10 protein-coding genes and 1 pseudogene are annotated in these 14,518 nt (G+C 64.0%); 8 read left to right on the top strand and 3 right to left on the bottom strand.

The window, feature by feature from the left end:
- Positions 1 to 60 precede the first annotated feature (60 nt).
- The 4 genes from ACPEH8_RS00660 to ACPEH8_RS00645 are packed head-to-tail and all read left to right on the top strand — an operon-like array spanning position 61 to position 4,727.
- Entirely contained in the window at positions 61 to 1,425 is a 1,365-nt protein-coding gene (locus ACPEH8_RS00660; RefSeq protein WP_136004427.1) for a TolC family protein, read from the top strand.
- A complete protein-coding gene (locus ACPEH8_RS00655; protein ID WP_017356054.1) occupies positions 1,418 to 2,434 on the top strand; it encodes an HlyD family secretion protein in 1,017 nt (338 codons plus the stop codon). The genes ACPEH8_RS00660 and ACPEH8_RS00655 overlap by 8 nt, the downstream gene beginning before the upstream one ends.
- A complete protein-coding gene (locus tag ACPEH8_RS00650; RefSeq protein WP_423665796.1) occupies positions 2,431 to 3,612 on the top strand; it encodes an ABC transporter permease in 1,182 nt (393 codons plus the stop codon). Before ACPEH8_RS00655 ends, ACPEH8_RS00650 begins: the two co-directional genes overlap by 4 nt.
- Positions 3,609 to 4,727 (top strand): ABC transporter permease, encoded by a 1,119-nt coding sequence (locus tag ACPEH8_RS00645; protein WP_262072222.1) that lies wholly within the window; start codon positions 3,609 to 3,611, stop codon positions 4,725 to 4,727. Before ACPEH8_RS00650 ends, ACPEH8_RS00645 begins: the two co-directional genes overlap by 4 nt.
- A gap of 214 nt (positions 4,728 to 4,941) precedes the next feature.
- On the opposite strand, the gene ACPEH8_RS00640 is transcribed toward ACPEH8_RS00645, so the two are convergent.
- Positions 4,942 to 5,460 (bottom strand): hypothetical protein, encoded by a 519-nt coding sequence (locus ACPEH8_RS00640; protein ID WP_017356057.1) that lies wholly within the window; start codon positions 5,458 to 5,460, stop codon positions 4,942 to 4,944.
- 89 nt (positions 5,461 to 5,549) lie between these two features.
- Positions 5,550 to 6,198 (bottom strand): annotated as a pseudogene (locus ACPEH8_RS00635) (transposase); the annotation flags it as partial.
- 822 nt (positions 6,199 to 7,020) lie between these two features.
- Here ACPEH8_RS00635 and ACPEH8_RS00630 point away from each other — a divergent pair.
- The 4 genes from ACPEH8_RS00630 to ACPEH8_RS00615 all read left to right on the top strand — a co-directional run bounded on the left by ACPEH8_RS00630 (position 7,021) and on the right by ACPEH8_RS00615 (position 11,261).
- Positions 7,021 to 7,776: a M15 family metallopeptidase gene (locus ACPEH8_RS00630; protein WP_099470567.1), complete on the top strand. Its 756-nt coding sequence runs from the start codon at positions 7,021 to 7,023 to the stop codon at positions 7,774 to 7,776.
- Between the two features lie 65 nt (positions 7,777 to 7,841).
- Positions 7,842 to 9,428, top strand: a complete 1,587-nt coding sequence (locus tag ACPEH8_RS00625; protein ID WP_423665794.1) for a YadA-like family protein — start codon at positions 7,842 to 7,844, stop codon at positions 9,426 to 9,428.
- A 131-nt stretch (positions 9,429 to 9,559) separates the two neighbouring features.
- Positions 9,560 to 10,039: a GIY-YIG nuclease family protein gene (locus ACPEH8_RS00620; protein ID WP_423665792.1), complete on the top strand. Its 480-nt coding sequence runs from the start codon at positions 9,560 to 9,562 to the stop codon at positions 10,037 to 10,039.
- Positions 10,040 to 10,154: 115 nt separating this feature from the next.
- Positions 10,155 to 11,261, top strand: coding sequence for a hypothetical protein (locus ACPEH8_RS00615; RefSeq protein ID WP_423665790.1), 1,107 nt, complete (start codon positions 10,155 to 10,157; stop codon positions 11,259 to 11,261).
- A 172-nt stretch (positions 11,262 to 11,433) separates the two neighbouring features.
- Here the strand turns inward: ACPEH8_RS00615 and mobF are convergent, their stop codons facing one another.
- On the bottom strand, positions 11,434 to 14,484 hold the full coding sequence (gene mobF / locus ACPEH8_RS00610) for a MobF family relaxase (protein WP_423665788.1): 3,051 nt from the start codon (positions 14,482 to 14,484) through the stop codon (positions 11,434 to 11,436).
- Between the last annotated feature and the right edge of the window lie 34 nt (positions 14,485 to 14,518).

The following is a 14,518-nucleotide window of genomic DNA, read 5'->3' as shown; positions in this document are numbered from 1 at the left end:
AGCCGCCAGCACGTGAGCCGGCATGCAACGCAGGCGCGCGCTACGAACGCGCGACGCAGGATCGCCTGGGGGATTGGCGCGGCACTGCTGGCCGCCGCCCTGCCGCTCACCGCCGTCGCCCAGGACAGTCCTGCGCTGGACTGGGTGCAATCGCAGCAGCGGCTTGAGCAGGTCTCCGACGCGCTCGCCGCCGCCGATGCATCGGTGCGCAACAAGGAAGACCTGCAGGACGCCACCCGGCTGCTGCGGCTGCCGGAGATCACCGGCGAAGTGCGCCGGCTGCAGTTCCAGAAGACCCTGACCCTGCCGCTGGGCTCGTTGACCCCGGTGGCCGAAGCGTTCGGCATCGACTCCCCGTTGCAGTTCACCGAGCGCGACTGGCGTACCCGGCCGGTGGTGACCGCGGTGCTGCCGCTGTATACCGGCGGCCTCATTCCGGCAGCCCAGCAGGCCGCGGCCGGTGCCACCGAGCAGGCCAACGCCGAGCGCGACGCGCAACGCCAGTCGTTGAGCGTGCAGCTGGCCCAGGCCTACTTCGGGCAGCAGCTGGCCGAGCAGGCGGTGAACGTCCGCCGGGACGTGCGCGATGGCATGCAGCGCCACCTCGACGATGCGCTCAAGCTGGAGCGCGAGGGCTTTGCCACCCGCGCCCAGCGGCTGCAGGCCAACGTCGCCCGCGACAAGGCCGAGCGCGAGTACCAGAAGGCGTTGAACGACCTGCAGACACTCAAGGCCGCGTTGTCCACGCTGCTGCGCAGCGGCGGCGAGGTGCGGCCCATCTCGCCGTTGTTCGTGCACCGCGCGCCACTTGGCGACGTGGCCAGCTTCGAGCGCGTGGCGCAGGCGCGGCAGCCGCAGATTGCGCGTCTGCGCGCCGTGGTGGCGCAGGCCGAACAGGGCGTACGTGTGCAGCAGGCCAAGCTCAAGCCGACCGTGTATCTGTTCGGCCAGTACGACTTCCGCCGCCGCGATGAAATGATCACCGACCCCGATTGGGCGTTCGGCATCGGCCTGAAGTACACCTTCCTGTCGCCCAGCTCGCGCCCGGCGCAGATCCGCGCTGCACGCGCACAGCAGGAGCAGGCCGAGGCCGGCCTGCGCGAGGCCGAAAACCAGGTGGCGCTGGGGGTACGCAAGGCCTGGAACGAGCTGGAGACCGCGCGCCACCAGTACGCGCTGCTCGACAGCAGCATCGAACAGTCGCGCGAGAACCTGCGCCTGCAGGAACTGGCCTATCGCGAAGGCCAGGCCACCTCGCTGGATGTCATCGACGCCCGGCTCGGTCTGGGTGGCGCCCGCGTGGAACGCGCGCAGGCCGCCTATCAGTACGACGTGGCGCTGGCGCAGCTGCTGGAGATCAGTGGACAGATGGACCGCTATGACGAATTCCGACGCCGTGCGGACGAGGTGATCGACCATGAATGACACATTGCAGGCGCCGGCCGACGCCCCGCCCCCGAACAAGCGCCGTGCCGGCGTGGTGATACTGGTGGCGCTTGCGCTGGTGGTACTGCTGGGCCTGTGGCTGGCATGGCGCACACCGGCCGACCAGCTGCAGGGCATGGCCGACGCCGATACGCTGAACGTGGCCGCCAAGATTACTGCACGGCTGGCCGAGCTGAACGTCCGCGAGGGCGATCGGGTCGCGGCGGGCCAGGTCCTGTTCGTGCTCGACAGTCCCGAAGTGTCGGCCAAGGAGGAACAGGCGCACGGCGCCCTGGACGCCGCCCGGGCCGTCGCCGACAAAGCCGATGCCGGTGCGCGCAGCGAGGACATCCGCGCTGCCCAGGCCAACTGGAAACGCGCCGAGGCCGGCGCCACCCTGGCCGATGCGACTTACCGGCGCGTGCAGAACCTGTTCAACGAAGGCGTGATGAGCCGTCAGAAGCGGGATGAGGCGCTGGCCCAGTCGCGCAGCTCGCGCGAACTGGCCAATGCCGCACGCGCCCAGTACGACCAGGCGCTGGCCGGCGCACGCGAACAGGACAAGCGCGCCGCGCAGGGCCAGGTGCGCCAGGCCCGGGGCGCGGTGGCCGAAGTCGATGCCGCGCGCGATGAGGTCAACGGCCGTGCACCAGTGGCCGGCGAGATCAATAAACGCATGGCCGACATCGGCGAACTGGTCCCCGCCGGGTATCCGGTGTTCACGCTGGTGGACATCGACCGCATGTGGGTGTCGATCAACCTGCGCGAATCGCAGATGCAGGGGCTGAAGATCGGCAGCCCTCTGCGTGGCAGCATTCCCGCGCTCGGCCGCGATGCCGACTTCGAGGTCTACTTCATCAATCCGGCCGGTGACTACGCCACCTGGCGCAGCACGCGCCAGTCTTCCGGCTACGACGTGCGCAGCTTCGAGATCCGGGTGCGCGCGGTGGACCGCATCGAGGGCTTCCGCCCGGGCATGAGCGTGCTGTTCGCGTGGCCACAGGGATGAAGCCGCCGCTGCGGGCGGGATTCTCCGCCTCGCTGCAACGCGAACTGCGGCACCTGCGCGCCGATCGCGCCGACCTGGCGCTGGTCACCGTGCTGCCGCTGCTGATGCTGCTGGCAATGGCCTGGCTGTTCTCCGCGTCGGTGATGCGCGCGGTGCCGATTGCCGTGGTCGACCTGGACCACAGCGCCGAAAGCCGCCTGCTCACGCGCATGCTCGATGCCAGCCCCGGCGTGGCGGTGGCCAGCCAGCCGCCCACGTTGGCGCAGGCGCAGACCCAACTGCGCCGCCTGGAGGTGTTCGCCGTCGTGCTGGTGCCGCGCGATGCCACCCGTCAGGCGCTGCGCGGCGGCGAAGGCACGGTCCTGGCGTATTACAACGCCAGCTACCTGACCACCGGGCAATCGGCCGCACGCGATATCACCGACGCCGTCGGGGCCTGGAACGCGCGCCTGCTGACGGAGCGGATCGGGCTGCAGGTGGGCCCGGGCAAGCTGCGCGCCGCGCCGATCCGGGTGCAGTCGGAGATCCTCTACAACCCGGCCCGCAGCTATGAGCTGTTTCTGCTGCCGCTTGTTTTCCCGGCGATCCTGTCGCTGGTGCTCGCGCTGGCGGCGGCCAGCAGCGTAGGCCGCGAAGTGCGCGACGGCGCGCTGGCCGCCTGGCTGGGCGACGCACCGTGGGCAGCGCTGGCCGGCAAGCTGCTGCCGTATGTCCTGCTGTTCGCCGTGTATGGCGCCGCCGGCGTGCTGTACCTGGCCTATCTGCGCGGCGATGGCGTGGCCGGCAGCCTGCTGCTCCTGCTGCTGGCACAGCCGCTGTTCTACCTGGCCTGTGCGGCCTATGCGGTGCTGTTCGTCGGCGTCACCCGCGACATGGGCACGGCATTGTCGGTGGTGGGTCTGTCGCTGGGCACCGCGCTGGCGTTCTCCGGCGCCACCTTCCCGGTGATCGACGCGCCGCTGTTCACCCGCATCTGGAACCTGCTGCTGCCGCTGACCGCCTATGTGAAGCTGCAGACCCAACAGCAGTTCGTCGGCGCTGCAGGAGCGGTATCGCTGTGGCCGCTGGCCACGCTGGCGCTGATGATCCTGGTCGCCGGCGGCATCGGCGGCTGGCGGCTGATCGCCACCGCGCGCGCCCTGCGACCCGCAGCGTCGGCGCAGGGAGCGTCGCCATGAGCCGGGTCTGGGACAGCCTGCGCCAGACCCTGCGCGCGGTGCTTACCGACCGCTACGCACTGGTGGTGATGATCGGTGCGGTGGTGCTGTATTCGTTCTTCTATCCGGCCGCGTACCGGCACCAGGTCGCCGGCAACCTGCCGATCGTGGTGGTCGACCTGGACCAGAGCGCCACCAGCCGCGAACTGCTGCGCCGCGTGGACGCGCTCAATGCGGTGCGCATCGTGGGCCAGCCGGCCAGCCTGGACCAGGCGCGCCGCGTGATGGAGGCTGGCCATGCCGAAGGCATCCTGCTCATCCCGGACCGGTTGGAGCGCGACATCCTGCGCGGGGGCAGCGGCGATCTGGTGCTGATCGGCAACGGTGCCTACCTGGGCCGTGCCAGCTGGGTAATGGCCGGCGTGGCCGAGGCACTGGGTGCGTTCGGCCGCGACGCTGCCGTCGCGCAGGCCGCGTTCATGGGCCCACCGCAGCCGCCGCCGATCCGCCTGGTGCAGCGCCCGCTGTACAACACCCACGAGGGCTACGGCAGCGCCATCGTCGCCGGGGTGGCCGAACTGATCGTCCACCAGACCCTGCTGATGGGCATCGGCGTGCTGCTGGGTACCCGCCGCCTGGCCCTGGGCCGGCGCCTGCGCTTCGATCTGCCGACGTTGTCCGGCATGGCCGTGGGGTTCTGGTTGATCGGCATGCTCGGCCTGCTCTACTACGTCGGCTTCACCGCCTGGGTGCAGGACTATCCGCGCGGCGGCAATCCCGTCGGTGTACTCGTGGGCGGTGCGCTGTTCATCGCCGCGACCGTCGCCTTCGGGATGTTCATCGGCAGCTTCTTCCGTACCCGCGAGCGCGCGTTCCAATACGTCATCGCGTGTTCCATCCCATTGTTCTTCCTGGCCAACCTGTCGTGGCCGGCGATCGCATCGCCACGCGCACTGGTCGCCCTGTCGCAGTTGCTGCCTACCACATCGGGGATCAACGTGGTGGTCCGCATGAACCAGATGGAGGCCAGCGTGGCCGACGTCGCCCGCGAGCTGTGGACGCTGGTCGGGCTGGCCGTGCTGTATGGCGGGCTGGCGATCTGGCGGCTCGGCCCGCAGCGCGCACCGCGCCCATAGCGGCCCCCGGAACGCCCCCTCCCCGCCCCATTCGACAGCCTGGCGGCACCCGACAGCGATTGAACGGGACCTCCTGCCGGCGACGGGTCGTTCCCGCAGGCTGATTCATATTCCCATCGTTGAACGTACACACCGCCCCTCACAGGCAATCAAGCAATGACAGGAACAAAACAGCCCCCAATCGGGGGCTGTTCTGAACAACACAGTCATCACGTTACGGCGTTGATCCCGGTGGACGACGACGGCGGGTTGATGATGGATGTGACCATCCACTGAGCACATCATCCACCAGCCTGTAAGCGCTGGCCTGCTGCTCGTCGTCGCCTTCGATCTTCTGCTTTTCGTCTGCGCGCATGCGCACGTAGTCGGCGTTGAATTCATCAAAGCGCGAGGGTTCGACCCACTTGCTCTTGAGCGCCTCGATTGCTTTCCGGATGCTGGAACGGTCCAGAATGACATCCGCCGCAATGTCGCGCAAAACCTCATTGCTATGTTTCAGCATGCGCAACTCACTTTTCAGCGCATCCACTTCGCGGGATTTTTCCTGACCGTACTGAATGGCTTCAAGTTCGCTACGCAGGCTCCTGCGTTCGCGTTTTTCATCCTGCTGATCCAACTCAATCTTGCGAAGCTCGGCCTGCCCTTCCGCGAACTGAACGTTCTTCTTCAACAAATCGCTTGTACTCTGGTCCGCGTCGCGACTGACTTGCCCCGCAATCTTCACCAAGTCCATAGGCCCTCCTTTTTGTATGGGTCACTCACCACCAAAGCACCGATCCTAGCATTGTCAAGCCCATCCAAGCGGCGTCCGGCGCGCTCTTCCCTGCCGTAAAACGGCTTGCCGTTGTCTGCCCTGATCACCTGCGGCAAACCGCGCTGAACGGCCAGTCTGTCCAGCCTCTGGCAACGCCTTGGCCGGGGATGGCCCGTTCCACCTGGATGGCCACAGCCCCGTGGGTGGCGTCGTCTACGATGGTCAGTCACTTGATTGCCCGGCCTTCCGCGGTGCGGTCGAACACAACATCCATCGACCACACCTGATTGGCGGCCGAGGGACGCAGCAAAGGTTGCCGCGCACCAACGGGGACCTTCCTGCGCTTCCTGCGACGCACCTGCAAGCCCGCTTCCTGATACAGGCGCTCCACCGGCTTGTAGTTCACTACCAGCTCCTGCTGCCCGAGTTTCAGATGGATCATGCCTAGGCCGTAACCCCGTTTTCCGCAACGCCCCCTCGATGACGTCGTTCTCGAGAACCTGCCCGGCCAGCAGCGTCTTCAGGCGCGTGTTCTCCGCCTCCAGGTCCTTGAGCCGCTTGGCGTCAGGCATGGTCATGCCACCGACCCTGCTGCGCCACAGGCAGTAGGCGGCCTCACTGAAAGCCATGTTGGCGGCATGCGTCCCTGATCGGCATGCCCGCCTGGGCCTCGCGCAGAAAGCCGATGATCTGCGCTTCGGAAGAACGCTTCTTCACGTCCAATCGCCTTGTGGTTGAGAATTGGACTCCAAAGCGCTTTGCTGCTCAATCTCGGGGAACGCCGGACCATCGACGGTCTGATCCGCCAGCCGCTCGACGAGCTTGGCACACTGCCCCCTGAAGCAGGGCTGCGGCACACGGAAAGCTCCATCATTTGCAGGTAGGTCAGACTAAACTTGGCGATCTCGCGCCGTGTCGCGCGGCCCGTCGCAACGACTTTCGGCATGATCGTCGGTGTCCTGATTGGCGTCGCAACACCATCACAACAGAAAAACCCCGTTACTTGCCGTTTCTGACGGCAACCCGCCCTCACTCATCGAGACGGACTCCATTGCAAGCCATTGATTCAAAACAAAAGGGCAGCAGCCTCAAGGCCTCTTCAGAGCACACCCCGCTCATGAAGCATCATTAGCGTCCGTTCATTTTTTGCCCCGAAAGCCTTACTGGGCAAGGCCTGACTAGTCGACACATTACACACCCCTGGCCGTCGCAACACCATCGCAACAACTCTTCTCTGATGCGGTCGGTGCGGTCATCTGTCCTTCCGGGGCCCCGTCAGCCTCATCTGCCGTGACCGCTCAATGCCACGCGCCTTCTTCTCCAGTCACTCGAACGGCAATCGGCTTGACTTCCCGCCCTTGCATGCTATGGCTTGCAACGAGGCGGGGTTTCTTACTCTTTTTTCCGTGCCTCATTAAGCCCCCGAGCTGCAGGCCTCCTCCCCCGGTTGTTCGGGGGCTTTTTGGTTTTAGCCCGCTTGCGCTTTCCTAAAAACCCGCTACCCCTGAAAGCATCCATCGATCTTTCTGGGAGGAAAGCATGCATGCCCGCTTTACCATTGCCGTCGTTCTGACTTGTCTGGCCTTGGCCGGGTGTTCGACCGTTCAACCCAAGCCCAAACCCACCCCGTCCTGGGTTTACCAAGCCCCAAAGCCGCACGGAAACATTTACCGTTTCTTCCACCCGAAAAGCGAGAGGATGTGGAAGGGGGTTTCCCCAGCGCTGCGAGAAAAAGTGGAAGCGGTCCAGGTCCAGCTGGCCGCGGAAGGATTCGATGTGCGCCCAGTGGAAGGCTACCGCTCCCCTGAGCGCCAAGCTGCCCTGCTTGCCTCCGGGTCTGGCGTGACCAGCGTTGGGGCGTTCTCCAGCTGCCACAACTTCGGGCTGGCCTTGGATGCCGCCGTGTTCGTCAACGGGGAGCCTAGCTGGAACCTGGACGATGCCCATGTGATGGCCGGCTATCAGCGCTTTGGAGAGCTGGCGGAGATCGTGGGGCTGAACTGGGGCGGCCGGTGGACCAGCCCGAGAGACTATCCCCACGTGGAGCTCAAGCAAGAGTGTGGCCAGGCCAAGTGGGCCTACCGCCAGGGGCGCAAACCGGGCGCGTTTCCTTCGGTGACCGGGGAGCCCTCTTCGGAAGTGCTGGCCCGGGCGCTGGCGCCGGCTTGGTGCCCTGCGGGAATGGAAACGGCGTGCTTGGCTTGGGGCAATGAAAACCGGATGGCCTGGAACTGGACGCTCCCGGCGCGGGTTTGTTTTGCAACTTTCCCTAACACCTTGAAAAAGATCACCTGATCGACTTGCGGAAATGAAATCGCCTGCTATGGATGAAGTATCAATCCATACTCGGGAGGGTTTTCATGTCTTCACTTCGCGCATCCATCTTAACGGCACTGGTCGGTCTCGCTGTCGTTGCAATCCCCAGCACCCCAGCGGCTGCTCAAACGGCTCAGAATACTTATATCGCCGGTGACGGAAACGAGTCCATCACCAACAAGCATTTGTTGAATGGTGTTCTGGTGGGAACGAACAACACCACGCATTCGGCCGCAGAGCTCCTTTCGGCTTTCACTGTGATGGGCAGCAACAATGCGATTGATACGGCAGGTATCGTTTTCGGAAACAACAACTCTCAGTCCTCCCCCACCCCCGGCCTTGCCTCAGGATCACTGCAAGTCGGACGCGGCAATACGGTTGAGGGCGAGAGCAACACCCAGCTTGGCCAGAACAACACGACGACGGGCTCCACAAACGCGACCATCGGGACGGGCAACGAAATCGAGGGCAACCAGAACCTGCTCACGGGGATCCTGGTCACCACGAAAGGGAGCGGAAACGCCATCACGGGGTGGGGAGGACAGGTTATTGGTGACAACAACGCACACATGGGCACCGGTGGCAGTATCAGTGGCAACAACAACGTGACCATGGGCAACAGCGTTGAAGTCACGGGAAACAACCAGGTCGTTGGCGGCACCTCGGCACGTGGCTTTGCGGACGGGTGCGTTGCACTCGGCGCTGGTTCCCAGTGCTTCGAATCAGACGAGTTCAGCGTCGGAATAACGAACAACGAGCGCCGTGTGACCAATGTTGGCGACGGGCGCAACTACACCGATGCAGCGAACGTGAGGCAGGTCGCCGCCGCCGTGAGGACGCTGGGCGCGGGTGCTGACATCGTCAGCGGTCAACTCGTGGAACCCCTCTTCCAGTTCCTCAGCGGCGCAACCTACACCAACGTCGCTGAGGCCATGTATGACCTGGATGGCAGGATCGCCAATCTCTCGCAAAATCCGGGTGGCACCGCTGGTCCGCAGGGCCCTCAGGGGCCTCAAGGCCCCGCAGGAAAGGATGGTGTGGGCGGCTCTGATGTAAAGGCAGGTGCCAACGTCGTAGTCACTACCGACGAAGACGGCACCCAAGCCGTGGCGGTCAGCGACAACGTGCAGTTGTCCGACCAAGGCTCTGTCCAGGTCGGCAAGACCACGGTCAACGCCCAGGGCGTGACCGTCCAAGGCGGCCCTTCGGTGACCACCGCGGGCGTCAACGCGGGCAATCAGCGCGTGACCAGCGTGGCTCCGGGGCGCATCGAACAGGGCTCCACGGACGCCGTGAACGGTGGGCAGGTCTATGAAATGCAGCAGGTCTGGGATGACCGCTGGACCGACACCGACCGCCGTTTGCGGCACCAGGATCGCCGGATCAACGGTTTGAGCGCCCAACTGGGAGCGATGAGCCAGATGGCCACCGCTGCGGCCCAGAACGGGGGCACGGCCGTTGGCCAGGTGAACCTGAACGTGGGCGTGGGGTTCTCGGGGGGCAGTGCTGCAATGGCCGTGGGCTGGGGTGCTCGGGTGTCTGAAAAGGTCAGCGTCTCGGCGGGCCTGTCCTTCGGCTCTGGCAACAAGCCGGTGGCCGGCTTCGGGTTGAGCATCAACTTGGGGCGCTAAACGATTGCGTGGTGGAAAAGGAGGTGATCGTATCTCGGCAAGGGCCCTTCGGGGCCCTTGTTCGTGCCAGTGCTTGACGAATCGGTTCTTTCTTTTATGGGTATGTAGATATACCCATCAATGGAGGAAACTTGAACTGGAAACGCAATCAGAAATACCTGCCTCGCCCACGCCATCTCTACGGATTGTTCTTTGACAACGGGTGCTGCTACGTGGGGCAGACCGTCGATTTAAAGCAACGCGAGCAGCAGCACCGCAGTGCTCGTGCGGGCTGGCAGGGACGCCGATTCTCGTTCGTGCCGCTGTCGAGCATGACGGGCACCCAGGCCGATGCCGAGGCTCACGAATACGCGTGGCGCTACAAGGCCTTTCAGCATGGCTGGCGAATCTATAGCAAGCCGCCGGGCCTCATCATCCGCAATCCGCGTCGCCGCACCACGGGGCACATGAAGTCATTGGCTGGGGGCTATACGTGGCCTGGTGCTGCGCCAACGCCGGCTGGGGGTGGGAGCATGGGGAGCAGCGGGATTGGGTGGACGGTGTTCAAGTGGTGTTTCGTCTACCCCGGTGTCCTGCTGCTGGTGCTGCTGGCCTTTGGGATTGGTCGGTGAAGCGAGGGCTCAAATAGGAATCGCTCGTATCGCCTACAAACTGCCTAAAGAAATCTGTTGCGCGCCTACGGAACGTGTCCTAAATATGTTGCCCTCACAAACAACAGGGGCTTGAATGACACTGCAACACGGATGGCAGGCTTGCCGAAACTGCCACGCTTCCAACAGCGATTTGCGCGTTGAGGGGCCATGGCATCTACGCGCCAATCCAGGCTACTGGGGCACCAGCGAGCCCACGGTTCTTGTGCTGGGATTCTCCAAGGGCGCCACTCAGATTTCCGCCTCTCAGTCAGGCAACTTCGACGGGGTTGCCTTCGCCGGCATGCGCCCTCGCCTACGCCAGGTTCTGGATGCGCTGGGCATCGACCTGGGAACGGAGACAGTCGATCAAGCCCTCTCGGCGTCAAGCCGTTGGCTGGGTGCCGCGTCGCTGATTCGCTGCGGCCTCTCGCTGGACATCGACGGCAAGCTGACCACCAGCGGCACCATCATGCCCAAGGCGGCTTCGGCGACGTTCACCCGGCAGGTCATGCGCTCCTGTGTGGAGCAGCACTTGAGCCCGCTGCCTGCCAGCGTCGAAAAGGTGGTGATGCTGGGAACCACGGATGCCTACATCAAAGGGGTCAAGGCCCTGATGGCAGACCGGTTCTCCGACTACCGGAACATCAACGAGGTGGCATTCACTGCGCAGGGCCGGACCTGGGTCTTCGCTGCGCACCCGAGCCCCGCCAACGGTGAGTTCAAGCACTGGCTGGGCGGGGACATGGGATCCGCGTCAGGGCGAAAGCTGCAGCTGGCTCTTAAGGCCCTTGGCTCAGCCCCTGTGGTGCCATCTGCAATCGCACCGACCGTTGCCGTTACAAAGCCCCCACGCCCCACTGCATCAAGCACTCCAACCCAGGCCCCAGTCGCCAAGGACAGCATTCCGATGACCAGCACCACCAATGGCCGCTTTGCCCAGACCTTCCACCTGGTCCGCGGAGATGGGAAGAAGGTCGTTCCTGTCATGATGAAGAACAAAGACACGGGACGCGTGGCTTTCCGCCTGGCAAAGCAAGGGAATACAAAGGATGGAACGGTTGAAGTCACTGACGAGGCAGACCTCCTTCGCAAGTGCGAAAGCGGCCTCTACCAAGTCAGGGCGCAACCTTTGGACAAGTCGTCACCTGCCAACTTTATCCGCCCGCTTCATAACCACCGAATCGTGAAGAACCGAGCTTGATACGGGAGCAGGGGCCCGGCGGAAGCCGACGCCCACCCGCCTTTCCTCTTTCAGACTGCGGCGGCGAGTAGCCGCCGGCTCTTGAAAAGAACGCGGCCAGAGGGCCGCGCCTGAAAAGCGTCTTGAGAGGGAAAAGCCATGGGCTGCGGCTTCCGCCGCAACCCTGCGTTACTCACCGATCCATGCCCCGGCGCACCCGCTCGCGCTGGACGGGCTGTGCGACCGGCAACACGGGCTTGGCCTTCTGTCCTCGTGCCAGCTCGAACACCTCCAGCAGTTGGCGGGCCTTGCGCTCGGATTCGCTCATCTTCGCCACGGCCAGCTTCGCTTGCTTCTGCTCCTGGTGCTCCTTCAGCAGGGCATCCAACTTGACCTCCGCGCCGCTGCGCTGCTGCCCCGGGCGGTTGGATGCCTTCTGCTCTACTTCCCCGACCTGCTTTTTCAGCAAGTCGTCCAACGTCACCTTGGCCCCGCTGCGCTGCGCGGCTTTGGTGTCCTTGACCAAGCCAGCGTCCAGCACGGTCTCCTTCAAGCGCTCCAACCCGAGCCGCTCGTTCAACCGCTCCACGTCATCGGACGTCGCATACATGCGGTAGGAACCCTTCGTGAGACGGGTAAAGGCCACCAGGGCGCTGTGGGCGTCGAGCATGCCCAGGTTCGCCAGGTGGTAGACCTCCCGCTTGCCCTGGCCTTGGCTCTTATGCACTGTCCCTGCGTAGGAATGCTGAAAACTCTTCATCTCAAAACTGTTGAACGTCAGCCGCCGCCCGTCGCCCTTGGTCTCCGAGCGAATGGACACGCTGATGTCGTAGCCGCCCGCCCTTGAGGGCTTGATGTTGTCCACCACGGCCTGGGTGCCATTGATGACCCCCAGGTCCTTGTTCTTCGCGGTGAAGACGATCTGATCGCCCTTGGACAACGCCAGGTCGAACTTGCGCCCCTTGTCCCGGGCCTCGATCACCACTTCGTCCTGGCCCAGCTCTCCCCGTTCTTTCAACCCAGCCCGGATGCCCGCATTGAGCGCGGCCACGTCTGCACGGGTGTGGGCGATGACCAACTTCTCCTGCATCGGGGTTGGGTCTTCGAAGTATTCGTGCAGCAAGCGCTCGCGGGCGTCCTTCTCCGTAGCCGTTTCGCGGATGGTGTCGAGCAACCGGGCCTTGATTTCGTTGCCCTTGTCGAGGGTCTGGGCCCGGGAACGGCTGGCCTTCTTCAAGTCGATAACCTGGCCGTGCTCGTCGGTGGCGTAGAACGACAGAGCGGTGTCTCGGTCTCCCTGTTTGCCCTGGCGTCGGATCTCCGTGAGCTTGGCATCGCCCACGGCGCTCTTGGTCAACTGAAAGCCGGACCCAGCCCCGATGGGCTGAAGCTGTTCCACGTCCCCCTGCATGATGACCTTCGCCCCAGCTTTGGCGGCGTAGCTGAAAAGCTTGTGGGTGTTGCGCGCATCGACCATGCCCGCCTCGTCCACCACGATGACATCGGTCTTGCGGAACTGCATCTTGCCTTCGTCCAGATCATGGAGCATCTGCGCCATGCTCACGCTGGACATCCCGCTTTCCTCCTGCAGCTTCTCTGCCGCGGCGTTGGAGACGCAGACGCCCAGCAGCTCAAATCCTTGGCTTTCGTAAGCTGCCCGAAAACACTCACTGATCGTCGTTTTCCCGGTTCCGGCGAGCCCCGAGAGATTGCAAACGCCCCCGCTGCCCTGGGTGATGTGGTCCAGCGCGTGGCGCTGCTCTTTGGAGAGTTGGAAGCCCTTGGCCTTCTCGTAGTCTTCCACCACCCGGTCCACGTCGGCTTGGGGCACGTGGTGATGGGATTCCTTGGCTCGGTCAATCGCGAAACCCACCACTTCCTGCTCGATCTGAAGCATCCACGGGGCACAGTAGCGCTCCTGCGTGTGCCGCCGCGCCAGCGAGTCGCCTTTGTCGTCGTCGTGCAGGCGCATGGGGTTCACATGCACCAGGTTGTTCTCCTGCTTGAACGCCTCCACCAGGTCGTAGAGTTCTGGCACGGTGACGCTGCCGGCGTATTCCTGGCCCAGGACCTCCAAGAGGTTGTGGTCGCAGAAAATGGCGTCCGTCTCGTGGAGCCGCTCCAACAGTTCTGCCGGGGATTTTTGCTCCATTTCGTGCTCGTTGCCCTTGGCCTGCTTCAGGCTTTCCGTGGATACGTCGAAGCCTTTCAGCGTGTCCTGCCAGTGCGCGATGAGCTCCTGGTAAGGCGGCTCGTCCTTGTCTTTGCGCGTGGCCAACGTGGCCTGCTGATTAGACACGTTGTGCTTGGCCGCGTAAGCGAGGATTTCCTTGCGGCGGTTGCCATAGCGATCCGTCACCCCCTCGTCCAGGCCCGCGATCCGCGCGTAGACGCGCCCGGTTTCCTGCCCGTCGTCGTCCAGTTCACGGATTCGGTCCACCCCATAGCCCAGCGCCTTCATGCCCTGGTAGAGCTCGGTCTTGTAGACCTCATCCATGGCTTTGCGGTAACGGTAGATTTCTTCAGCAGAGAGGCTGGCCTCTTTGCCGTCGTTGCCCAAGGAAAGGTTGTAGAGCAGGTTGTGGGTGTGGAGGTTCGGGCCCATCTCCCCGGTCGCTTCATCGGCTCGGGATGCGTAGTGGTGATGGCTGCTCCAGATCAACCCATCCACCCCAATGACGTCTTTCCCGGCCTTGTTGCGCCGGGTTTCGGACATGGCTTCAAAGGCTTCCATCGCCCGCTGGACCGCATTGCGGTGCGCGGCATGGATGGCCTCTTGCTCTGCCGGATCGGACGCCAGTGCAAACGCCACGCTGATATCCAGCGGCGCGCTGATCGTCATGTCGTAGCCGATGCGATGCCCACCGGCCAGATACGTGACTACCTTGCCGTCTTTGTCGCGCAACGGGGCCTTGCCGGTCTTATCAAAGCGGACTTTGACCTGGCCGCGATCCCCGGCTCCGTGGCATAGCGCTCGCCCGGTCTTGGGGTCAAATCCATCCGTCAGCGGAATCATCAGCTCTTCCGTGGCGCGGACGCCTGCCAGACCCAGGTGCTGGGCCAAGCCGCCATAGAACTTCGATTGCGCCTCTTTGCTCGGCGCGGAGCGGCTGTAGTAGCCAACGGCCATGCTTGCCTGCTCGGCTTCTTCAGAGAGCTTTTCCTGGGCCAAGAGGTAGTAAATCGACGCAGAACCACCCTTGGTTCCCCCGGCGTTTCGCTTCAGCAGTGTGGTGTTGATCATGAGTTCTCCAGGTCCTGGCTATCCCTTTAGATCT

The sequence above is a fragment of the Stenotrophomonas sp. NPDC077461 genome (assembly GCF_049545475.1).
In the GTDB taxonomy this organism is placed as follows: domain Bacteria; phylum Pseudomonadota; class Gammaproteobacteria; order Xanthomonadales; family Xanthomonadaceae; genus Stenotrophomonas; species Stenotrophomonas nematodicola.
The sequence above is the reverse complement of the archived record's forward strand: the minus strand, read 5'-3'. Positions and strand labels throughout refer to the sequence as shown.

Coding starts and splice junctions, on each gene's coding strand:
- ACPEH8_RS00655 (WP_017356054.1), top strand. CDS start 1,418: ATGAATGACACATTGCAGGCGCCGGCCGACGCCCCGCCCCCGAACAAG.
- ACPEH8_RS00650 (WP_423665796.1), top strand. CDS start 2,431: ATGAAGCCGCCGCTGCGGGCGGGATTCTCCGCCTCGCTGCAACGCGAA.
- ACPEH8_RS00645 (WP_262072222.1), top strand. CDS start 3,609: ATGAGCCGGGTCTGGGACAGCCTGCGCCAGACCCTGCGCGCGGTGCTT.
- ACPEH8_RS00640 (WP_017356057.1), bottom strand. CDS start 5,460: ATGGACTTGGTGAAGATTGCGGGGCAAGTCAGTCGCGACGCGGACCAG.
- ACPEH8_RS00630 (WP_099470567.1), top strand. CDS start 7,021: ATGCATGCCCGCTTTACCATTGCCGTCGTTCTGACTTGTCTGGCCTTG.
- ACPEH8_RS00625 (WP_423665794.1), top strand. CDS start 7,842: ATGTCTTCACTTCGCGCATCCATCTTAACGGCACTGGTCGGTCTCGCT.
- ACPEH8_RS00615 (WP_423665790.1), top strand. CDS start 10,155: ATGACACTGCAACACGGATGGCAGGCTTGCCGAAACTGCCACGCTTCC.
- mobF (WP_423665788.1), bottom strand. CDS start 14,484: ATGATCAACACCACACTGCTGAAGCGAAACGCCGGGGGAACCAAGGGT.